General features: G+C 56.1%; 21 protein-coding genes and 2 pseudogenes. 12 read left to right on the forward strand and 11 right to left on the reverse strand.

Annotation, left to right across the window (positions count from 1 at the left end; genetic code table 11):
• Positions 1-18 precede the first annotated feature (18 nt).
• Positions 19-633 (forward strand): class I SAM-dependent methyltransferase, encoded by a 615-nt coding sequence (locus B9Z01_RS12625; RefSeq protein WP_085483349.1) that lies wholly within the window; start codon positions 19-21, stop codon positions 631-633.
• Between the two features lie 52 nt (positions 634-685).
• Here B9Z01_RS12625 and B9Z01_RS36195 read toward each other — a convergent pair whose 3' ends face one another.
• The 4 genes from B9Z01_RS36195 to B9Z01_RS12650 all read right to left on the reverse strand — a co-directional run bounded on the left by B9Z01_RS36195 (position 686) and on the right by B9Z01_RS12650 (position 3,532).
• Positions 686-898 (reverse strand): GDCCVxC domain-containing (seleno)protein, encoded by a 213-nt coding sequence (locus B9Z01_RS36195; protein ID WP_244195997.1) that lies wholly within the window; start codon positions 896-898, stop codon positions 686-688.
• Positions 898-1,122: a cation transporter gene (locus B9Z01_RS12635; RefSeq protein WP_275937502.1), complete on the reverse strand. Its 225-nt coding sequence runs from the start codon at positions 1,120-1,122 to the stop codon at positions 898-900. The genes B9Z01_RS36195 and B9Z01_RS12635 overlap by 1 nt, the downstream gene beginning before the upstream one ends.
• A gap of 199 nt (positions 1,123-1,321) precedes the next feature.
• Positions 1,322-2,956: a hypothetical protein gene (locus B9Z01_RS12645; protein WP_143808905.1), complete on the reverse strand. Its 1,635-nt coding sequence runs from the start codon at positions 2,954-2,956 to the stop codon at positions 1,322-1,324.
• 171 nt (positions 2,957-3,127) lie between these two features.
• Positions 3,128-3,532 carry a hypothetical protein gene (locus tag B9Z01_RS12650; protein ID WP_143808906.1) on the reverse strand — a complete coding sequence of 135 codons (405 nt, stop codon included), beginning with the start codon at positions 3,530-3,532 and terminating at the stop codon, positions 3,128-3,130.
• Positions 3,533-4,027: 495 nt separating this feature from the next.
• Between B9Z01_RS12650 and B9Z01_RS12655 the strand changes: the two genes are divergently transcribed.
• The 3 genes from B9Z01_RS12655 to B9Z01_RS12665 all read left to right on the forward strand — a co-directional run bounded on the left by B9Z01_RS12655 (position 4,028) and on the right by B9Z01_RS12665 (position 8,119).
• Positions 4,028-6,640, forward strand: coding sequence for an AAA family ATPase (locus tag B9Z01_RS12655; protein ID WP_085483358.1), 2,613 nt, complete (start codon positions 4,028-4,030; stop codon positions 6,638-6,640).
• Positions 6,641-6,718: 78 nt separating this feature from the next.
• On the forward strand, positions 6,719-7,522 hold the full coding sequence (locus tag B9Z01_RS12660; protein WP_085483359.1) for a S1 family peptidase: 804 nt from the start codon (positions 6,719-6,721) through the stop codon (positions 7,520-7,522).
• Positions 7,523-7,600: 78 nt separating this feature from the next.
• The gene (locus B9Z01_RS12665; protein WP_085483361.1) at positions 7,601-8,119 is read left to right on the forward strand and encodes a gamma-glutamylcyclotransferase family protein; all 519 of its coding nucleotides are present in this window, start codon (positions 7,601-7,603) and stop codon (positions 8,117-8,119) included.
• Between the two features lie 29 nt (positions 8,120-8,148).
• Here the strand turns inward: B9Z01_RS12665 and B9Z01_RS12670 are convergent, their stop codons facing one another.
• From B9Z01_RS12670 to B9Z01_RS12700, 7 genes and pseudogenes are all read right to left on the reverse strand, one after another.
• Positions 8,149-8,511, reverse strand: a complete 363-nt coding sequence (locus tag B9Z01_RS12670) for a hypothetical protein (RefSeq protein WP_085483553.1) — start codon at positions 8,509-8,511, stop codon at positions 8,149-8,151.
• Positions 8,512-8,517: 6 nt separating this feature from the next.
• Positions 8,518-8,730 (reverse strand): annotated as a pseudogene (locus B9Z01_RS35855) (DUF2442 domain-containing protein); the annotation flags it as partial.
• Positions 8,731-8,753: 23 nt separating this feature from the next.
• Positions 8,754-9,755: a hypothetical protein gene (locus tag B9Z01_RS12675; RefSeq protein WP_085483363.1), complete on the reverse strand. Its 1,002-nt coding sequence runs from the start codon at positions 9,753-9,755 to the stop codon at positions 8,754-8,756.
• A 1-nt stretch (position 9,756) separates the two neighbouring features.
• Positions 9,757-10,035: a hypothetical protein gene (locus B9Z01_RS12680; RefSeq protein WP_085483365.1), complete on the reverse strand. Its 279-nt coding sequence runs from the start codon at positions 10,033-10,035 to the stop codon at positions 9,757-9,759.
• A 784-nt stretch (positions 10,036-10,819) separates the two neighbouring features.
• Positions 10,820-11,425, reverse strand: a complete 606-nt coding sequence (locus tag B9Z01_RS35515) for an HAD domain-containing protein (protein WP_085483367.1) — start codon at positions 11,423-11,425, stop codon at positions 10,820-10,822.
• Positions 11,422-11,631, reverse strand: coding sequence for a BPSL0761 family protein (locus B9Z01_RS12690; protein ID WP_085483369.1), 210 nt, complete (start codon positions 11,629-11,631; stop codon positions 11,422-11,424). Before B9Z01_RS12690 ends, B9Z01_RS35515 begins: the two co-directional genes overlap by 4 nt.
• Positions 11,632-12,306: 675 nt before the next feature.
• Complete coding sequence (locus B9Z01_RS12700) at positions 12,307-12,816, reverse strand: DUF6471 domain-containing protein (protein WP_143808907.1); 510 nt, start codon at positions 12,814-12,816, stop codon at positions 12,307-12,309.
• Between the two features lie 195 nt (positions 12,817-13,011).
• On the opposite strand from B9Z01_RS12700, the gene B9Z01_RS12705 reads away from it, so the two are divergent.
• The 8 genes and pseudogenes from B9Z01_RS12705 to B9Z01_RS12735 all read left to right on the forward strand — a co-directional run bounded on the left by B9Z01_RS12705 (position 13,012) and on the right by B9Z01_RS12735 (position 22,069).
• Positions 13,012-13,509: an HAD domain-containing protein gene (locus B9Z01_RS12705; protein ID WP_167387467.1), complete on the forward strand. Its 498-nt coding sequence runs from the start codon at positions 13,012-13,014 to the stop codon at positions 13,507-13,509.
• A gap of 345 nt (positions 13,510-13,854) precedes the next feature.
• Positions 13,855-14,025, forward strand: a complete 171-nt coding sequence (locus B9Z01_RS35520) for a hypothetical protein (RefSeq protein WP_167387468.1) — start codon at positions 13,855-13,857, stop codon at positions 14,023-14,025.
• A gap of 352 nt (positions 14,026-14,377) precedes the next feature.
• Entirely contained in the window at positions 14,378-15,730 is a 1,353-nt protein-coding gene (locus B9Z01_RS12715; RefSeq protein ID WP_085483379.1) for an AAA family ATPase, read from the forward strand.
• Complete coding sequence (locus B9Z01_RS36895; RefSeq protein WP_167387469.1) at positions 15,727-17,442, forward strand: TnsD family Tn7-like transposition protein; 1,716 nt, start codon at positions 15,727-15,729, stop codon at positions 17,440-17,442. The genes B9Z01_RS12715 and B9Z01_RS36895 overlap by 4 nt, the downstream gene beginning before the upstream one ends.
• Positions 17,439-17,897: pseudogene (locus tag B9Z01_RS36900) on the forward strand (TniQ family protein); the annotation flags it as partial. The gene B9Z01_RS36895 and the pseudogene B9Z01_RS36900, both read left to right, overlap by 4 nt.
• A gap of 105 nt (positions 17,898-18,002) precedes the next feature.
• Entirely contained in the window at positions 18,003-18,971 is a 969-nt protein-coding gene (locus tag B9Z01_RS36205; RefSeq protein ID WP_244195998.1) for a TnsD family Tn7-like transposition protein, read from the forward strand.
• 49 nt (positions 18,972-19,020) lie between these two features.
• Complete coding sequence (locus tag B9Z01_RS12730; RefSeq protein WP_085483384.1) at positions 19,021-19,869, forward strand: PDDEXK family nuclease; 849 nt, start codon at positions 19,021-19,023, stop codon at positions 19,867-19,869.
• 31 nt (positions 19,870-19,900) lie between these two features.
• Positions 19,901-22,069, forward strand: a complete 2,169-nt coding sequence (locus tag B9Z01_RS12735) for a hypothetical protein (protein ID WP_085483386.1) — start codon at positions 19,901-19,903, stop codon at positions 22,067-22,069.
• Positions 22,070-22,129: the final 60 nt, after the last annotated feature.

Consider the following 22,129-nt stretch of genomic DNA (forward strand, 5'->3'; position numbering starts at 1 on the left):
GGCGTTTAAGGATGCAATATGGACAGCAAACGGCACTGGGAAGACGTGTACCGGTCGAAAGCCCCGGATGCAGTCAGTTGGTATCGCCCGCACCTTGATATCTCGCTGACGCTGATTTGCGAAGCCGTGTCGGACCGGAACGCAGCCATTCTTGATGTGGGTGGAGGAGAATCGACGCTGGTCGATGATTTACTTCAGCGCGGATACCGAAACCTGACCGTGCTCGATACGTCCGCCATCGCTCTCGATACGACGAAACAGCGTTTGGGTTCTATCGCCGAGCAGGTAACGTGGGTCGAATCCGACATTACGGTGGTCGACCTGCCTGAGCATCGATACGACGTGTGGCATGACCGCGCCGTCTTCCATTTCCTGACGGAGTCGTCGCAACGAGACGCCTATATTCGCCTGCTGACGAGAGCAATCAGGCCAGACGGCCACGTTGTGATTGCCACTTTCGGGCCAAGGGGGCCCGCTAGGTGCAGCGGGTTGGACGTGAGCCGATACGACGGCCAGCAGCTCTCTGATGAATTCGGCGCAGCGTTCGAACTGGTAACAAGCTCACTCGAAGACCACCACACGCCTGCTGGTTTCAGCCAGCAGTTTCTGTACTGCTACTTCCGGAAACTGTGACTGTCGGGTCCATCCGCCTCGGCGTCGCGCGTGGCCAATTGCGTGAACCTGGTCAGGCGCAGCAGGAGCCAGACTGCTGCATCGGCGGGCACCTGTTGGTGCCGTACGAGCAGTACACGCAGCAATCCCGGGATTTCGGCCTGAGCACTGTCTTGCAATGCTCGCATTCGTAAAACCACACACAGGCGTTGGTCGGCATCGTCTCGTTTTTCTTGTGCCCACACACCGGACACGTGATGGTGGAATCCAGCACAACTGAAATCATTACTGAACCCGCTTGACGTGAGATGGATAGCCGGCGTCGGCCGTGGCGTTTGTCGACGCGTCGACCGAGGACTTGTTCGGGTCAAAGACTACCTGCGTGGGTTTGCTTGCGAAGTCGACCTTGGTCGAAGTCACGGCGGTTACCTTCTCAAGTGCCTGGCGAACCGTAATCGGACACACAGCGCAATCCATGTTTGTGACGTCAAAGGTGCCCGGGCGCGCTATTTCCTCGGGTCGAAGTCATCGACGGTCAGCACGATACGCTCGCCCGGTCGTGCGCGAGCCTTTCGTTCTGCCAAAGCCACAATACGCCTCCGGCCTTCGGAAAATGCCTTGAGAACGCGCGCGATGACCCGATTTCCCCGTACATACCGGTGCAAGCGCCCTTTGCATACCGTTGAGGGACGCTCGCGAATCACAACGCTCATCTCCCAAATGACATACCACGCGACGGACTATCAATGGACAGACCTAACACCTTCGCCCAGCGCTGCCCCTCTAACTCCATAGATTTGGTCAGAGCGCGAGCGTTCTCCCCGATTGCCTGAAAAATCATGTACGGGGGCAGTTCGGTCGACTTTAGGCCCGAGTTGTCGCTCAGCCACTTGAACGCCGCTTGCACACCATCAAATGACGCCGTCGCTTTACCGCACAACGCTCCGGTTAGCAAAGTCGGAAAGGATTCGCCGCAATCGCGCCAGTCTACGTCACAGCCAGTTGCCGTCCAAGTAGTCGCCGAGGTCTTCTCGGTGAAGCCATAACTTCGATTTATCGCCGCTTTCGACTTGAGAATTTCCACCGCAGGAATCGAGGCTAAGCCACTGTTGCGCACGGAAAGTAGCGCGTGCATGGAGAAACTTCCGAGGTCTGGCCGGTGAAGCTTTTCCAGGCACTGAAACTGCCGCACCCCGTTCTGCCAAACATCAATCCTGTCCGTTTTCCGTTCGTCTCTCTTGAACTGGATAAATGCAAGGCGCACACGAACGGAGTCACCGAATTTTGTACATAGCGCTAACATGATGTCAGCGCCCGTCCTCGTCTCGGCTTTCTTGTTGAGGAACGTTCCACGCACCGCGTGCACATATCCATCGGGCAATCCAAGCGCGGCGCACAAGTCCGGACCCCACGCCCGAATCTGTTGCTCCCACGCATTACACCAGTCTATGGCGAACGCGTCCTCAGCATAACCGGCGCCATAAGCTTTCGCGTGGTAGTCGGTCGTTGCCTTGATTGCAGTCCAGAAGGTAATCCATGCGTCTGGCCGGACGAAACTTCCGGGCATCACCGCCGCTCTGAACGCCGCCTGCAAGCGGTCTTGTGGGTCAGTCGCGGTTGGCGTCGCGGCGGGCTTAAGTTGTCTTGTGATACCTTCGGCCGATGCGTGTGCGTACGCGGAGCTATCTGAGCCACTCACATCGTTTGCACAATTCACCGCGAGAAATTCACTGTGAATTTCGAGGGCTTTTTTTGAGATGCTCGCTTGGGCGACGCGTTTCGGCAACTCTCTGCGCGCAAACTCTTCCAGGTCTCCTAGCTGCTGCGTCACGTAAACGAGGTCAAGTTGCATAGGTCCAGAAGGGAGGAGCGGTTCTTGGTATTCAAACCCGAGTGCAGTATTCCCGTGCTGCAAAATTGCCTCCGTATAGACCGGCACCATATCGCTCAGCTTCTTTTCGAGCCTTCTTATTTCGCGAAGATGGTTTGAGCTTCTGTCGGATTGCTCCACCTTTTTGACGGCACCTAGGCGATTGGCTAGCTCGTATTTCCTGAGTTCTGCTTCTTCGACCTCAACTTGCTTAGAGCGCTTACTCGCTACGTCTCGTTGCCTTTCCAGGGCTTGCGAATACTCTTTTCGCAGCCAAAGTCGACTCCAGAATGTCCGAGCTTCAATCGATTTCACGAGACGAGCAGCCACCTCGACCTCTTGCAAAGCAGCTTTTTTCGAAGCACTCAATTGAGGATTGACCAGCCAAAAACCTTCCTTTAGAACGTCGTCGACTGAACCGCTGACAATCTGTTTCTCCGACTCAACCCTTAAGTTCGTGAGTGTCTTTGACAAGCTTTCTACGTTTGGTAAGAGCATTTCAATTGTTCGCTTTTCGCTGACGCGGACATACCCCGACCGCATCTCTGGCAGTCCTTTAGGACGACACCGAGGGAACACGGACTAACCGTGTCCGTTCGTGACGGAGACCTTTGTCGCCGGCCTGGTCTGTGATTTTGGCTTCACTCAAGCTGGGTCAAAAAACGATGCGACGTCCGCGTACGAAACGAGGTCGATAGACGCCGCGCCCAGCTTCAACAGCGCGCCGCGGTGCCGGTCACTCAGCCACAGGTCCCGCCCTTCATCTCGCAGCACTGCTCGCATATCACGCATATCCGAAGGCGAAGCGAACAACTGATTCAGGCAAGTTTCCGGGTCGACGTGTCCTGCCTCGACCGCTGCTGCCAAGCTATCCATCACCCACGTGAGCGTCGGCGCGCCGGGCATTGCGAGCAGCGCTCCGACTTTGATTGGCGTCAGGGTCGCCTGTTCTGCGTTCCAGCCGCCAAACTCGATGCAGGCGGACGCCTTCCGCGCTCCCTCCTCAGTGTCGAAAATCAACGACGAGACTTGAGGAATATAGGTATTCACTGTTGGCATTCATTTGCTCTCGATGTTTGTTTTTTTATGGCCCGTTTCAGGCCGGCCTACTTAGTTAACGGTAGGCCGGGCCGAACCTTTAACAGCCGCACAATGTTCTGGTTCGCCGCTCGGCACGGCGGGCGCTTTGTCGACGATAAGGTTCGATGGTTCTATATTTCATAGTATTGATTCTAATGCTCTGCAGCGACCCATTCCTTTGTCACCAATGACGCCGTGCCACGAGTCCGCTATCCTTGACCAAGACCGTCGTTACTCGACTGACTTCAATGGGCTAGTTCCACTGGAACGTTAGGAACCGTAGCCTCTCGGCGCTTCGTCGCCTTGTCGAAAACGTTCGCACGAACATTGGTCAAGAAAAGACCAATTTTTCGGTATACGCCTTTGTAAGCGCACGTATATCATCGAAATCTCAGCGCCCATTTCAAACAAAGCACGACCAAAGCAACTGCTTCGGCCGCGATAAATTCCGAGGGGTCTTGACCAGTGACAATCATCCAAGAAATCTACCATTGGTCGAAGACTCTTTCGGCCTGGCAGCAAGACGCTGTTGCCCGACTGTATGTAAATCGCGGGCTGTCGCCCGAGGACATCGAGGACATCTATGCGCTCGCCAAAGCTGAAGCCGGCATCCCTGACGAGAATGACCGAGTGGCCAGGAAGTTGGAAAGTGCAGAGGTCGCACCTCCGACCAATCCCACCCGACTTGTCCAGATTGTCGCCGTCAAGGAGTTGCAGCACGTCAACGCCTTGGTGCAAGGCGGCCGACTCCCGATTTCGCCGACCGGCCTGACCGTCATCTACGGAGAAAATGGAGCCGGGAAGTCTGGCTATTCCAGAATATTCAAACACGCGTGCCGCGCTCGGGACCGAAGGGAGCCCATCCTTCCCAACGCGCGCCTCGACCCGAAGGATGTCGGCACTGCACAGGCAGTGTTTGAGGCTATCGTCGATGGCACGACAGTCGACTTCGTGTGGAAGCATCGCGCGGAACCACCCGTACCGCTCGCCGACATCTCAATCTTCGATACTCACTGCGCGCGTGCGTATATCGACAACCAGGGTGATTTTGCCTACGTGCCATACGGGCTCGATATTCTCGAAGGGCTGGTGAGCCTCTGTACGAAGCTGAAAACCCGTGCGACAAAAGAGAAGGCGGACTCGTCGCCGAGTGATGCGGCGTACTCTGCACTAATCAATCAGACCACTGCCGTCGGTCGCGCGCTCAGCGGAATCTCCAAGAAGACCACGAGAGAAGAGATAGCGACGCTGGCCGAGTTGTCGGACGATGACGTCGAACGCCGAGAAGTTTTAGCGAAGACGCTTTCCGAAGCGGACCCGAAAACGAAAGCCCGAGAGATTCGGAACAAGGCGCTTCGCGTTAAGGGGCTGAAGACGCAGATTGAGACGAAGCTCGGGATTGTCTCCGTCGAAAAGCTCCAGAATCTCCAGGAGCTTATCGGCAAATCGAACGCCGCGAAGAAAGTCGCTGACACTGCCGCGGAAGCGTTCCAAAGTGAACCGGGTCAGTTGCCTGGCACTGGTGGCGAGGAGTGGAAGACGCTGTTCGAAGCGGCTCGTGACTTCGCAGCCATCTCCCACGCTGGCCACGAGATTTTTGCTCTTCCGGACGATGCGAAGTGTCCTCTCTGCCAGAACGAGCTGGGCGCAGAAGGTGTAAGCAGGCTCGGTCGCTTCGACGCTTTTATCAAGGACAGGGTCGAGCAAGCAGCGAGGGACGCGCGAAATCTGGCGAAGGAAGCGTACAACGCGATAAAGACTGCGAAGTTCGACTTCTCGATTGACGCTGCCATGAAAGAAGAGCTGAACACGCTGGACGCGCAACTGTTGCCGCTCTGCGAGCAATCGGAAGCCAGTTTGAAGACCCGACAATCCGAAGCGTTGCTCGCTTCCGGCGGCACCCTGCCGTGGGAAAACGTGTCCGCGGCGCAGAACGACGCTGCTGTCCGACTCGGAGAGGTAGCCGACGAGCTGGAAACCCAGGCAAAAACTCTCGAAGCATCAGCCGACGAGGCCGCTCGCGCAAAGCTTGTAGCCGAACGAGCGGAGCTCGACGCAAGGCATAGGCTTGGCGAGGTGAAGGAGGCCGTGCTCGATGCGATTTCGAAGTACGGGTATTGCGCGAAGTTGCAAAAGTGCATCGATGGGACGGATACGCGTGGGATTTCCCGAAAGTCCACCGAGCTGTCCCGAACCCTTGCGAGTAAGGAGCTGGCCGATGCACTGAACGAGGAGCTCAAGAGACTTAAGTGTCATGAACTGCAAGTCTTCATGAAGCCCGAATCGCCCGGCGGCCGCACGCAATTCAAGCTGACGCTTCAACTGCCGGGTAGCGCAACACCGGCTGCAATTCTCAGTGAAGGCGAGCAGCGCGCAATCGCTATCGCGTCGTTCCTCGCTGAAATCAAGCTTGGTGGCGGGCTCGGCGGCATCGTCTTCGATGACCCGGTCTCGTCGCTCGACCATCGCCGCCGTTGGGAAGTCGCGGAGCGCCTGGTCGAAGAATCACTCAAGCGGCAGGTCATCGTGTTCACGCACGACATCTATTTCCTGTGCATTCTTGAGCAGAAGGCCGATGAGCTCAAAGCCACGCTCCAAGCAAACTACATTCGCCGTACCGGCGATGGGTTCGGCGCACATTCCGAGGGACTTCCCTTCGACGTGCTCGGAACGAAGGGCCGCGTCGGCAAGCTGCGTCAGATGCTCGTAGATGTTCGCAAGGCACATGCTGACGGAAACGAAGACGAGCATCGCGCCCTTACGTCGCGTGCGTATGGTGACTTGCGGCTTGCGTGGGAGCGATGCGTGGAAGAGGTCCTTTTCAATGGAGCGATTCAACGCTTTGGCGAGGGCGTATCCACACTAAAATTGAGAGAAGTCACCGTCTCAGACGACGACTATCGTGCGATTGACGAAGGGATGACGAAATGCTCGAAATTCGAGCACGATGCCGCCGTCCGGGTTGGCAGGCTACCTGTTCCGCAGCCTGACGAGCTTGGCGAGGACATTGAGAAACTGGAAACGTGGAGGGCATTGGTTGTCGGTAGACGCAACGCCATCCGCGCGGCGAGAGTTTGAATCTCACTGATACCCCCGAACGCTGCTGAAGAAGCAACGCCGGTGCTGCCCCTTCTGACATCCAAAGGCTAACGTGACATGCTTGAAGAACTCTATAGTCGAATTTCACCCGCCTGCTGCTCCATAACTGTCTTCCTCGACGACGAGAAAATCAGCGAAGGCACGGGATACGCGTACACACCCGAGGGGCAGGTTCTGACGGCAGCACATGTTGTGACCGGACGATTCCCTATTCGGAGGAGCGACTACAGAACCCCAGACCTGAAGATATTCTGCAAATTTCCCGGCGTTCCGGTAGCTGAATACGCGGTAGTTATGTGCTGCCCAGAGATACAGGTCTCGGGCTTTACGAGCAATGTCCAGTTGGACATGGCGGTACTGCATCCGAAGGTTCCATTTTCCCACAATGTTCATTGGATACCAGTCCCACTGGAGACGCCCCGTCTCGGTCAGTGCGTCTTTATGGCCGGCTATTCAGAGGAGTTGCGGCTCCCTTTTGATGTAGACCGACTGCTGTCTCCTACGACAGAAGGAGCCGATGCGTTCAGGGCCGCAATGGATAAAGGATTTCAGGCTGATATGACCGGCCCGCTCATCAAGCAGGGATACATCGGAAACATCAGGCGCATTGTGGCGACGACTGAGGGTCGCGGAACGCTGGAGTGTGACGTCATGTATATCGACAATGCGATGCATACAGGCGCCAGCGGCGGTCCCCTCATTAATGAGAGGGGCGAGGCCATTGGCGTTCTGTCGCAACGAGCCGTAACAACTGTCGATGTTGGCAAAGAGGGAAATACTCGAGTTCCGTCGGGGTGTACGGTAGCCATCAGCCTCATGCCCCTACGGTTTGCTGGCGCGGGGGCCGGCACTGCCGCATAGCCACGCAAAGCGCTCGCACACCGGCGTTGAATACATCTAAGCCTTGAGGTCGCAGCCGCTGAACACTACAGGGAAAAAATGCTTAAACCGAATGAATTCGCGTACTTTGCATATGGGTCCAACATGAGTGCGCCGCGGCTGTCCGACCGCATCAAACCAATTCGGCACATCGCGAACGGCTACCTTGATGGATACCAACTCACGTTCGACAAGGTTTCCAAAGATGGCTCTGGCAAATGTGATTGCAAGCGTACTGGGGAATTGGGTCACCGCGTGTGGGGTGTGCTCTTTGCTATCGATGCTGACAGTTTGGAGGCCCTGGACAAATACGAGGACGCGGGTCGTACATATGAGCGACAGAATATTCAGGTCCCGACTGACCAGGGAGTCGTTGCCGCAGTCACCTACTTCGCGACCAAGTTGGAGCCTGGACTCAGGCCGTACCATTGGTACAAATATCACGTGCTATACGGCGCCCGTGAGGCAAAACTCCCGCCCGACTACATAGCAGCAATCGAGCAGATTGAGGAAATACAGGACCTCGACACGGCTCGAACCAAGAAAAATCTGGCAGTTTATTGCGACGTCCGGGAGTAATCGCACGTAATCCTTCTCCCAGTCGTCCATCACCAGCCGAGAAGGACCCGCAGCCGTGACATAAGCCAGTCCGTTTCGACTACACTGGTCCACCCTTTGCCTTCAATGGCCCGTCTGATGCGCCGCAGCGTCACATCACGCGAATTTTGGGGAAACTTCGCCGCGTCTTTGAGTGCCTTTGGCATCAACTGCTGCGCGAGGTCCTCGCATACCTCCCATCGCTGATAGCGTTCTGGCGCCGTGAGACCGACCACAAACCGTCCTGCAATTTTCCGCCCGGCGAGCTTGGGCTGTGCCCCGGCGAGTGATGCGGGTGTCGTGTCCCAAGGAAAGTCGTTGGGAACCTGTGAACTCAACGTCTCTTCAAGAAGAAGCGGTTCGTAGTCACGCATTAGTCCGCTTACGCGGATGTCCTCGTGAAGTTGGTCCCAATGCAGCTCTGCGCCGGACGCAGAGACCCGAACATCGTTTCGCTGGTCGGGCGTCACTGCTAGCAATCGGGGAAACCATCGCAATGGAATCCGAAATATGCGTCCGTCCCTCAACGAGACGGTGAAGTCCTTGTCATTTACGGTTACTTTGATTGCTATCGGTGGGTTGGGGTCTATCATTTTCTCAGACTCACAGCCGATGGTCAGTGCTTGAGCAGATAAGCGACGACTTGCTTGGCTATGTCAACAAACGTCTTGTGCTCGCCAGCCGCGATTGTTTTCGAGTTGTGCGCAGTGCCCGCCGCAGCGACTATTCGGATTCGAATGCGCTCACCGACGACAAGAATTTGCACGCAAGCTTCCGGTATTGGCGTGGAGTCCCCAACCGCTTGTCGCGAAACGAATAGGGTAAATATCGGAATCACTCGATGTGGGTCTAGCGGCCATTCGTATCCATGCAGGTGAAGCGCTTCGGATGCTCGTGCCCACAGTGGTTTCCTGGGGTCAATTTCCGCTATCGCTGTGTACAGCGGTTCAACATCGCTCGGTTCGAGTTGGTGGTCACCCGCATACAGCTTAACGATGGTGCGCGACCACTCGGCCGCCCACGCCGTAGCTATCCGTCTGACCGATTTGAAATCAACGTCGTCGTCGAGCATCTCAACGGGACGGCGCTCGCCCAAACTACCTCGCTGCGACGTGAGGAAATCAAGGCGGCTCATCGGGTCAGCCGGAACGATGATTCGGCATAGTGTCTGCAATCGCTTGCGATTCAGCAACGGGTCGGCCAACAACGCGGGGAAGTATTCGGTCTCATCGACGTCGACGCCAAAGACACTCCCTTCTTCTATTAGCCGCGCCAGGCGCTTCTCGCTTACACCGATGCGGTTTTTGAATTCAGTTGGTGTCAGCAACTCCCCGCTTGCAATCATTTCGCGCCGAGCGACCGAGGCTTGCTGCCAGAGATGCTCTCGCAATACGTCGCCGCCTACGTCTTCACCCGCCTCGATGTACGATTCGCGAACAATCTGCTCGATGCGAGCAATCACCTCGTCCGGTAACTTCTGGAACTTGCTGCGGTCCGCGGCCGGTAGCCGGAAACCGTTCGCAGCGATTTTGCGCACAAGGGATGACGCTACGAATTGTGGGAGGTCGTACTGCTGGTCGATGTGGCGCATCGCGATATCCCAGCCGCCGCTAGCCATACTAAGCTCCCAGAGTTGAAGACAAGATGACCACGCGCTCGGGCCAACGCTGGTCCGTCGTTTCGTTCCAGGCAAGCGATAGGCCACCGACCACGGGGTGGTAAATCTTGTCAATCCGACCATCCTTGGAGCGGTGGCGCTCGCAGGTCCAGAGTTCGTTCGAGACCGTGACCTGAACAATCTCATCGGCCTCGCTTGCGTCGGCGTATGGCGCGAGATATAGAACGACGGCATCTACGTCGGCCGCTTCCAGGTGTCGCAGCAAATCCTGCACTTTCATGGCTGCCTCCGTATCTTGAGGGGAAGTCCGACGCAATCGGGAGAGGACCTTGAAGCATTACGCTGCCGACAGAAATGCGGCCGTTCGTAGATGAAGAGCTTCGGCGAGGTCGCATGCCTCCGCGGGAGAACATGGGGCAAGCGTCCATGTCTCCATGTTTGAGGTCCAGCGAAAAAGCGCGTCGACCTGAAGTCTCTCGTCCGCGGACACAGAGAGGGCCACCAGCAGATGTTCGACGACATCTGCATCAGGGTGGTCTAGGCCATCAATGCTTTCACCGCGTCTCTCGGCGACTTCACAGCAACAAAAATAGATGGCTTCCCAGGCGCATTTGAGGCGCGTCGCTGGTGACAGCGCGCCACGCTTTGCATCACGCAGATAATCGCGACTCACCGCCATACGCCAGCTATCGCCTTGCTGGCCTATCACAATCGTCTCCCATGTTTTCGGACGCGGCGCAGTTCTTTCGGTACGCCTGACACATTTAGAGCCGCAGGCACATCCGCGGCGGCCAGCGCAAATGCCAGCGCATTTCTTTGTTTGGCCGCCAACGCCACGTCACCGCGCGGATTCAGCAACGCCCTTGAGAACGCGTGGCACAGAAGGCGAAAGACGTTTCGCTTAGATATCCCAGTTTCGCCTCGCCGGGTCAGAGCCTTCCGACGCCGCGTCAGATGTCGCGCCAGCAGACGTGTCAATTCCTTGGCGACCCCGCTCAACGCGTAGGTAAGAACGCGTGATGTCTCGGGACCGACACGGGTCCGACGTCTCTGTCGTTTTGACTTCATGTCAAGCGCTCCGGAGTCGAGGCGTCAGTGTGCGACAGGGAATCAGGCGGTCCGAACATCAACTCGAGGCGGCGAGCGAATAACTGCTGTACGTCTTTGTCGCCAAGGCCGACGCCTTGCTGGCAATGAATCAGATGGGACTCGTAGCCATCAAAGCCTTTGCGGTCGTCGTCGATTGCCAGCCAGCGCTTGAGCTTGTGACGCCGAACAAACCTAAGAACATGGGTTCCTCGCGGTAAGGTCGACCAACCGTCATCCGCTGCGTCGTCGCTTTCGAAGGTGGCGCCCCGCACTCGCGCCTGTAACGAAGCCGTCGGAAGTTGGGCGACGGCAAACGCGTATCCAAGAACATGAACCCATGAGCTGCTGAGGATAATGACGGCTTGTGGATAGGGCGCAAGCAGGCGTTCGAGGATAGGGGTGAATTCGAAGAGCGTGCTGGCGGGCGAACCGGCCGTGAGTCTACCGTCGCTGAGATATGCATCCGTGGCGTGCAGCGTGTGGTCTATGTCGAGAAAGACGACGTTCGCGTGTTCACCGAGGTGCGCTGTCGGGGCCGCTCTCTTCGCAGCGGTATCGTGCCCGTCGGGAGCCCCGGTCATGATTGCTTGTCCTCCGGCGGAGCCCACACGCCCGGCAAGGCTAATGCAGAGACACCGAGGTCGACGTCCTGGGGGTAGTGTCTAAGGAGCCGAGCGGCCATGGTCCGCACTAGTCCCCACATGATTTCATCCTCGGAGGCGAGCAGCGTCTCGAGAAAGTGACGGGTTTCCAAGATGGCCTTGGTTCGTTCTTCAGGCATCGTCATGGCGCGCTCCGCGCAGATACTCTGACGAGACGTCGACGTACCACGAGACGGTGGGTCTTTCCGCGACGGGAGATGAGCTCCAGACCGCCATGGTTAGCCTCCCTCAGCGTCCACTCGCGATTTTCGGTGCGAGTCCAGCTTGTCTATGTTGGGGTGGAAATACGCGGAGGTCACGTCCGAACAACTGCGCACATCGTTTTTCAGACACCACGTTATCCACAGGCAGACTGTGTCGTAGGTCCATCTCGGCTCACCGACGAGTTGATACCTTCGGCCGGAGCTGCTGACGGCGACCATCGCGTGGGCATCGAACTCGCGAAGAGCGGAGGTGACTCGCGCAAGCATTGTGTCGGTTCGCATGCCGACAAGGTGGCGCTCATCGCCCTCTGTCTGCATCACACGCCAGTGCTGCAGCGCTAGCTCCGGTTCGATGTCTACGGAAGGAGGGGGCCAGACTGGCATGGTCTGTCTCCATGAGGGTGCAAACCGTGCAGAGCAACTGGATACACCGACGATTGCGCCAGCGCTCGCTGCTTTAGACGGTTGGGAACGCATCAATTGTTCTGCTTTCGGCGTTCGGCTCGGTGCGACTTTTTTCGCACGTTTTTAGTGTAGATGGGAACTCACGACGCACGCCCAGATGGCGGAATACGGCTTGCGTTTGTCCGACTTGCCTTAGTCGACCGATGTCGCCTTCGCGGCATCAAGGAGGTCTTCGTAGTCGACGTAGCGCTCAAGAGAGTCCGAACCCAGGGCCAGAAGAAGTTGGAGGAAAAGTGCCAGCGGCATATTGCCGGTGGTGATGCTGGCTTCCAACGTTTTCTCGGGCACGGTCGCGCCAATGTTAGCCAGCCGGCGAGCGAGCTCCGAGAAATCGAAGACAGGCTGGCGCGCTAGCTCGCTGCCAATTACCGCTTGCGCCTTCTGTTCCCAAGACCCCTCGGTTCTCAGCGCCGAGGTCCAGCGCTCCGGCGGTGTAGCGCCTGTGATGGAGACAATCTGGAGCAAAAGGCTTAGCTTAAGAGTGCCTCGAGAAATGCGGGAGACCAGCGCGCGTTCGCCGTCTGTGTTCCCCTCTGCAGCAAGTGCATCCACTAGCTCGGCATAGGTGAAGTCCTTTCGCGCCAAGACCACGCGAGCGACTCGTGAGGAGAGCCGTGACCACGGGGTATCCGCTTCGCTCATAAAATCCTTGCACTCGCCAAGATATGGTCTACGATTAAGTGCGAAAAAAAGCGCACTTGATTCGGCGGCTCGATAGAAGCAAAACAGCATTTTTTAGCAACGAGCCCCCATTGCCGAGGTTGCTCTGCGGCATTCCTTGGAGTATATCGCCAGCCTCCGGCATGGTCTCATGCTCGCGCTGAAAAGGTTGCGACGATGGCCTCTCCCTGCATCCTCTACTTGGCGGTCGAAGGGGTTCTGCTTCCGAGAACATTGAGGCCGCCTAAAATGGCCCGCGGTGAAATCTATCTATCAATTGATAGCCCGCACGTTGCGCAGTTGAGCACCTTGCTTGCGGACGAGCGGCATATCGACATTGTTCTGACTTCCAGTTGGGTCAACACTGCGGGCTTTCATTGCCTGCTCGACCTGCTGCCCGAATCGCTACGGGAGCGGGTTGTCGGCGCGACAGTTCCTGGAAACAGGGCGTTGCGCCACAGGTTGAGTCAGAACACCAGCAAAAGCGAACGGCTTGCTGAAGATGTTCGGAGACGAGAGCCGCAGGTCGTGACTGTCCTTGAAAGCGATACCCGCCATGTGCCGGTTCCGTTGCGCGATGAGGCGGTTATTGTTCCCAAAGGGCTTTGGGCGGCGGGGCATGACGACTGGAGTCGGCTGCGACGGATGCTCTCGCGTACCTCGCGCGCGACCTGAGCGCGCTCACGGCCACGGCCGGAGCTGCATTTTAGATATGCAGGCCCACCTTGATGCATGGAGGGGGCGTGCGTGAGCTTGTTAAAACGCTCGGCAGGGCCGACCAGTAAGGCTTTACGACGCCCGATTAAAGGCCGCGCAATGCCTGGAATCTGAAATTTCAGCCCCAGGGCCGGACACCTGTTTTTTTAAGGAGACGTCGTCGCATCGTTGGTCGCAAGCTGATTGATGGGTCGTTTGACGCTACCCACTTACGGCAACAGAGAGGAACACTGAGGCGAGCGCGATAGCGGAGAGCAGGCCACATAAGGCTTTGGCGAACTGCACGGGAATAGGCTGCAAGAAATGCTTGACGAACGCCATCCGCCGAGTAAGATAGTCGGCGAATTTGGTGTTGAACGAAAATATAGCGATGCCCGGTTTATTTTCGCTCAAATTTCAGATATTGGCAAGCCATCGCCCGGCTTTTTCTGTCTGAAATTTGCGTCGGCAAGCTTGGTAGCAAAAGCGAGCTGAGCAAATGGCGCCAATTCATGATTAGCGGCCGGCAGCGCAACGCTCAGCCGCGATGGTGCATCACTCGGGAAAGCAACCTGCCGGTCGCGGCAGTGGCCTTCACGGAGGATGCGTCGAATCAAACCTGCTCGCTCGGCATTTGAAAGCAAGTGAGCTTTAAGTGAGGCCCTATGTCACCGGCCAATTTGAGCATCGCCGACGCATTTTGTCTGTGTTCAGTCCAGCACCTGCCAAAGGTTCGCGCGTGCTTCCGGGTTCAAATCCCGCACCAGCCCGCCCTATCGCCGTCAATCCACGCGCGGATGAGCGTTCCGTGCAACAAAGCGGGCGACACCGCGACGAGGGCGCTGTGATGAGCGACTCAAACGTCCTTCTTGATGGATTGGCTCCGATTATGAATCGGGTTGAGGCATATAACTTCCTTGCTGTCGCGCCCCCGCCTAGGGACAGCGATTTTTGGTCGGGTTCGCTCGAGCAACGGATTGAACACCTCGACACGATAAACGGCGTCTTCGTTCCTAACGACGCCCACTTCAACGTGTTTCGTCTAATGCAGCGAGCGATGAGGGCAGGGTTGAAGCGGCGTGACCCGTCAAGCCCGATGGTCATGGGATTGCTGCATGAAACTGGCGCCGCCGTTGCTCGCAACATCGGACACCTCAATGACCCATGTTTGGTAGCACCTCGAAAGAGCTTTGCTGCCGCAGGTCTCTTTTTGAATGGTCCCACGGGCATTGGCAAGACTACCCTGACCAACCGCTTTCGCGACCACTTACCCGGAGCGCGCGAAATCAAGTCGATTGGTGGGCGTCCTTGCTCGGTCATTCAGATATATGTGGTTCAAGTCAAATGTCCAAGTAACGGAACCATCTTGGGTTTAATGCATGCTTGCCTTCAAGAAATAGACAGACTTACCGGCGATACCAAATACGCCGAGCAGGCGATTCGCAAAAATCTCTCGCGGGATGTATGCGAAGCGCTTCTGATTTCCGTTCTGTTAAGACACTTCGTTGGGTTACTGATTATTGACGACATCCAGTATCTCTTGAAGGTGCCGCATGCGACGGATGTTCTGCTTGGGAGCATCTGTAGCCTCATGGAGACGGCTGGAGTTCCAGTTCTCACCGTTGGTACATATGCTGCGCAGCGAGTTGTCGACGCCAAATCTGCTCTGGGCGCCAAGTTGTTGAGTGAGGCCGATGAACAACTTGACGCGATTGCTCCAGGGAAGTCATGGACGCAGCTTTGCATCGCAATATGGGCCCAACGAGTATCTCATTGGGAGTTACCAATGCCTGATTGGTTTCCGCTGGAGGCTCACTTCCACACCGCCGGAATCGTCCGGGTGTTACGTATTCTGATGAAGCGATTTCTTGGACTTATGGCCGAAGGTCGTATCACGGAAGTCACCGCAGATGCTCTGTCTTCGTGTGCAGAGAAGTGCTTGCGGTCGTATCGCCGGCCGTTGGCTGCGGCACGACGAAGAGAGGTCGGTGACAAGCTCACGGACGATGAGTTGGCAGAGTATGAAGACTTCCTTCCGCCTGACGAGCCGTACATAAAACCATCGAAAGAGCGCAGGGAGCTTCAAAAGATTGCGGATAGGGTTGCTCATGTACGTAAGGCAGAAGCTTCGCGACTTATTGACGAAGAGAAAAAATGGGCAGAGAGCGAACCTCGCCACGAAGGGGCAGAAGCAGCATGAGCAGAAACTTGGCCACGGTTCCGCCTATTCTTCCCGATGAAACAGCGCCCAGTTATCTGAGACGCTTGTCTGAAGCAAACGGATGCTTCTCCTCGCGTCGAGCTGCGTCAGAGGCTCTGCACGCTGCCTGGCGGAAAATGCGTCACGATTTACCACTGTATCTGGGCGAACTTGCGGAGGCAGCTTCCGTGGCATGTGGCGACTCGGATTCCCTACTTCAAGAGCACTCGTCGTGGAACTACAGCATCGTCGGGTTGACGGACGATGCACGCGAAGGTCTTCGGGTTCGGCTGTCTACTGCGCCTCACGGATGCGTGCGTCCCAACAGATTGCCGTTGGCATTTGAGTCCGCCGAGCCAACCGGAAGATATTGCCCTGTCTGCGCTCTCGAAGATAGGAGAGTCTTCGGCGTTGTGTATGTCCACCGTCAGCACATGGTCCCTTTCGTCACCCGCTGCTATCTGCACCATGCATGGCTTTATTCGGAGCGGCCGGGCGATGCACAGATTGACGTCATGAGCAGGGTGCCATGTGGCGGCCCTTCGTACATAAACTCGTGCACCTTCTCGGAAACCTGCGCTGGACTGCTCCAAAACCAAAGAGAGGCCCAATTTAGAAGCCTGGCGCCTCCGAGGCTGGTTGCCTTGGGATACATAACGCCGGCAAATAGGGTTCGGTTCAACAGCCTCGTAACGGATATCGCTTCAGCCTTCGAGCACGGGTTTGAGGACACCCGCCTCACTCAACTTGCTACCGACCACGAGCAGATACAAAGATGGCTGCGAAGCTCGATTCGTACAAATCGGAACACCCATCCGGTGTACTGCGTGCTGCTTCATATTTTCCTTACCCGCGCAGGTGCAAGGAAAAGGAAGGTCGTGGTCAGTACGACGCCGAAAGCGCGCACAAAGTTGGACGACGCGATGGTTTGCAACATGGTGCAGTGCGGTCGGTCGCTGCGAAGCGTCGCGAAGGAATTGCAGGTTGATTCAGCGTCGCTTCGTCCGATTCTTGACCGCCAAAATATCAATTATCGACGCGCCTCGCGGCGTATCAATGAGTCGCTGGCCACTACCGTCAGTGCGAGATTAGAGAGTGGGAATGCAATCGATGTCATCGCAAGTGAGGTTGGCGTATCGATACCGACGGTATACAGATTCTTGCAGGCACACCCAACCACCGCGCTGGCCAGGTCAAACCGCTTGGTCGAGGGGCATCGGGAACACTGTTGTCAGCAGTTGTCGAGCGCAAAGACACGGCAAGAAGCGAGGGACAGGTTCCCGGCCGAGTGGGCTTGGCTATACCGTCACGACCGCGAATGCTTGTTTACGTTTCTCGACGGATTCGCATCAGCAGTCGCGCAGCGGTGTGTAGAGCAAGTCAAGGTGGCACCAGCATTGGCAACCGCCGCCTATCGCGCAGCTAATGTCGACTCGAATGCCGACTCCCGCCCTCTCAGAAGGACCGGCTTGCAGCTAGCTGCGCGCGCCGGAATTTCCGACTACGCCTTTGACAGAGTCGAAGAGATGCTCGGCCCCATCTCTGAATCGTCTCGTCAATACGCATTCAGACGCATCGTCTGGGCCGCTGCGAATGTCAACCGTGGAATATATGCAAGTCCGTGGAGATTGGCGAAGGCCGCCCACGTACGCGTTGAGACAGTTTCTGATGTGCTTGCTCAAGGCAACTACGGAGGTAGCAGACCAAAGTGAATCTTTTCCCAATCTTGGATGATGAGCACGCGGCGGGATGGGAGCAACGCATGTCCATTATCAACGGCATGCGTGGGTCCCAATCGCTCGGCCGGCTATTGAGAGACCGCGTCTCACCCGCTAACGGTTGGTTGCTGCCGGCAAATCTCGCTCTGCTCGTATCCGAATCGCGTGGGACTCTGCCACCTGTTCCAGAAACATTATCCAAGTACAGCCTTTCGCCGCTGGCGTTTCCTTTCCTTGACGACAATTCAAGGGGCGTCGCTGCTCAAATTGTGAACGGCGAACGCGTTCCTGGAGCATCGCTGCGCTCTGGCTTCGGCAGAGTACTGGCTACCGCGGGTTACCGTTTGGCTTGGTGCCTTGAATGTGCAAACGAGGACATCGGCAAACTTGGACACACTTATTGGCACCGGACCCACCTCGTCCCGGGCGTGAAAATCTGCCCTCGCCATCGCTGCGGCTTGGCCGGACCATGCGGTAAATGTCGGTACTCGTCTCCACATAGCAGGTATGCGCGTCTTCCGGCCACTCGGTGTTGGTGCAACGAACCGCTGACAATGATTGAGGAGCATCGCTCAAGCTATGAACGAACGATGGACGAAATGGTAGCTCGTTTCGCCGCCGATTTGCTCGCTAACCCACTTCCATTGCAAGTAGGGCCGCGGATGCTCGGGCAGGCGTATTTGAAAGTCGCGCAGCAACTGGACGTGCCAATAGGTAACAAGTCTGAACTCTCAAACTGGCTTGACCGGAATCTGGACATTGATTCCGTAGTCGAACGGGGCGGACTGGAGGGGAGGTCAACTACCTGGCACCTGTCGGCCCTCAAGGGGAATCGTTGCGCAACGACATTCTTTCAAAATGTCTGTTTAGTGCAAGCGCTGTTCAAAGGCGTATCCGGCTTGCGCCAAAGCCTAATTGCAGAAACCGTTGAGGAGAGGTTGCCTCATGCGGTACCGGTTGAGGTCTTCACTCACGAAGTGGTGGACGTTGCTAAGCGCGACAAAATGCGCCAGAAAGCATGCGAATTCTTGCAAAAGTTTCCAAGTGCGGGAAGGAGGCAGTTCCACGCGAAGCATGGCAGTTTTGCGCGCTGGCTTCGACGCTATGACCACCAGTGGCTGAGCGAGAAAATGCCGCAACGGCCCGCTGGTGCGACCATTGAGGCAAAGGCTTGTCGTCAGATAGAACGTGACACCCGGTTTGATGAGTCGCTGTGTGCCCACATACACGCACGACACAAGATTCTTTCCGAAGAAAAATCAAGACCTCAACGAATTACGGCTACCCGGCTAGTGGCTGGACATAGGCGAGCGAAGGATTGGTCGCTGCTCAAGATGCGTATGCCCCTGACGCGCGACGCACTACCGGCCCTTGTTGAAGGCGACGCGTCGTTCGGACGGCGACTTCACGTTTGGGCTGAAGCAAATCCTTCGATGCTCGGCGGCAAGACGGCGTTGAGATATGTGTCATCCATTTTGAAGATGTCGCAAGTGCAACTGCGTTTGCTCTTGAACCTGAGTTGATACGACAGTGCACATTTCACGGGTTACCTAAACTAAGACGAGAGTGGCGATGACGAAACAACTTGATGTCCTCCATCCATCTGTCTTAACAGCGCACAACAATTTCGGTATTGATGTTGGTTTCTTACTCAAGCCAAAGCAGTCTGTCTTCCCCTTCGACATCCAATTGCCGGAATTCGATTGTCGTCAGGTAGAGCATGGCGCCTCATACAAGCCCCACCTGAAGGCAGGGCGCCAGCGCAAGGGTACGGGGTCGTCCAACTATGGAAGAAAAGTAGAGAGAACAATGGAGTGTCTCTCGTGTCTGGAGCGACATTACCTGCTCGCATTCGAGCACAACAATTTCATCATCGACATCAGAGAGCAATATGCAATGGCAGATGACGCAGTCATACGGAGGCTCGTAGAGGCCAATAGGTCGATTCGTAGGACCGATGTCAAATCTATAGACTTCGTTCTGACGTTGAAGCTCCCTTGGTACCCCGAACTTATCTACATCGGTGTGTCGGTCAAGGAGTTTCGAGAGTTGTGTGAGCCAAAGATAATTACGCGGCACAATTGGGAGAAGCAGGCTTGTGCATCACTAGGCTGGGGATGGCTAACAGCAACAGAAAGGGACCTTGACGCGGTATCAGCCAGAAGTCGAAGCTTTCTCCGGGAGTTTACCCGTCGGACACCGGTCACCGGCTTCGTCCATCTCCTTCCTCACTTTGCGAAGCTAATCCGGAGCACACGACGTTCGTCCACTTTGTCTCAACGCATCGCCAATGCATCAAAAGCGTTAGGCATTGACATGGATGACGGCTTTCGCGCATTTGCCTTCTCGGTGCAATACGGTTACTTGGCTGTAGATTTGTCGCAAGAAATGGGAGAGCGTCGCCTCGTCTCAATTGCGTGAACTCACACCTACTTCAAGATTGCACGAGACCATGCATAATTTTGCAGACAACACGGAACCCAAGGCGCTACTGCAGGCTGACGGCGACCACAAAAATGGAAAATACTACAGGTTCGTACACCGCTGCAATCGCACAGAGTTGACGTACCTTCTCATCGTCTATAAAAACGGTCGGCCCGGGACGACCTTGCCGAAACCGTACTCGCCAGTTGAGGTCGCGGGTATGCGACTGGTGGATGAGGAGATTGCCGACCCACAGATGACGGGTCTCACCGATGATAAGTTGAAGGCCGCCTGGAAGCGCGGCCGCGAAAAGCGTTGGCCTGCAGTCAGAGAGGTTATTCTTAACACCGAAAGAATCCTCACTGACTCTGACTTTGCGGATGTTGTAATTTCGCAAGTCGCACAAAAATTCGGCGTCTCGAAGAATAGTTTGAAGCATTGGGTAACAACCTATTACGCGAACGGTAGCATAGAGAATGGCTTGCTTGAGCGCGGTTGGGCGAGAGGCAAATCGAAGACTGGCGCACGGAAAGTTACGAAAAAACTGGGGCGCAGAAATGCCTTGGAGCTAGATGGATACACCCATCTAGGAGGCGTAAATTCTGAGCGTTTCATCCCGCTCATCAAACAGGCGCTTCTTCTATACTGGATTGGTCAAAATGAGTCATTGCCTCGAACGTACGACCTCATGGTCCAGACGCTTTTAGTCTCGACGACTAAAATCAAAGGTGAGGTTGTTACGAAACCGATGCGGCCGGAGAAAGTGCTGACACTAGGGCAGTTTGAGTACCGAGCTAACCAGCTAATCAAGAACGACCCCGATTTAATGCGGCAAAAGGTCGGAGAGCTTGAATACATTCAGCGCTACGAAGCATTAGCCGGAGCTTCGTCTGACATTGCACTGAGGCCGGGACATGTCCTTGATATGGACGCCACACCGTTTAACTGCGAACTCGTCGCGGACTGGGACACTTCTCGCAATATCGGAAAGCCCTACGTCCTGTTCGCAGTGGACCGGGGGAGTAGTGCAATCTTGGGCTTCTTTATTTGGTACAAGGGTGAGAGTTGGGAAGCATACCGCCAGCTTGTACTCATGGCGCTCTCGCCAAAGGACCAGTTGCTAGCGAAACACAAATTTGAAAAAGACGACTGGCCTCTACATGGAATTCCAGGAGTCTTCTTCGTGGACAACGGCCCAGGTCCCGCGAGTGAGAAGGCGAAGGCGGCCCTGGTTGAACGGTTGGGCGCGGACCGGATGCACGCGCCGGTTCGTCAAGGCCAAGCTAAGGGTCAGGTTGAAAACCATCAGGGCATTGTCCAGCGAGCTATTTCTACCCACAACGGCGCGTTCAAGCGTGAGCGACCGCTGCGGGAAAGAGACAAGCGACGTCGGGCTCGAGCCGAATCGGATGTGGTTCACGATTCGTTTGAACGGGCTCTGTTGGCCGAGGTCATCCAGTTCAACAAGTACACGCAGCTTCCGCAGTATCTTATCGACGATATGCGGATAGACGATGTCAACCCAAATCCAGAGGAAATGTATCTATGGGCCATGAAGAACGGATTCGCTGACGCAGCGCTTAGTTGGGATACGTCGACAACCTATCTGAAGCTGCTAGACCGAAAGCGGAGCACGGTCAGGAAAGGAAAGGTGGAGCTAAATTGTCAGCAGTATTGCTCGCCGGCTAGCATCGCGCTCTATGAGGAATGGAAGCGGTCGCCGAAAAAGAGGCGCGGCGATGGTCCGAAAATTACTACATGCCCGTTGCCGTTTAGGCCAGATAACATCCTTTGGGAACACGATGACGGTACGTTTTCGAAACTCGAGCGCGTTCGAAAGTCGCAGACCGCGTACTCCGGGACTACTTGGAAAGAAGTCGAACGGAAGATTCGTGACGATTCAGGCTCTGCCATCATGGTGCAGCACAGGAGAACCCGGCGGGGCCTCTTGCGGCAGGAGCAAGCTCAGAGGGTCGCTAGGTCCGCCGGCGTGAAAATTCCCTCCAAACCAGCTAGCACACGCGCTGCTCGGGCACTTACACAAGCTAAGCTGACGGCCGAATTGGCCGAGCGCGATGAACAGCTTCTTCCCGTCGAGCGCCCAGCGCCTGCCACGCAGGATGAGCGTCTCCTTAATGAAGCAGAGTCGGATGACGCTGAACTGGACGCCCTTTTCAACGCCAAATTTTTGACTTGATTGGAGAGTTAGGTGCGAACCCATTCCGGCTCTCTATGTCCTTGATTATTAGCTGATTTT

The organism is Paraburkholderia susongensis, from assembly GCF_900177725.1.
Lineage (GTDB): Bacteria > Pseudomonadota > Gammaproteobacteria > Burkholderiales > Burkholderiaceae > Paraburkholderia > Paraburkholderia susongensis.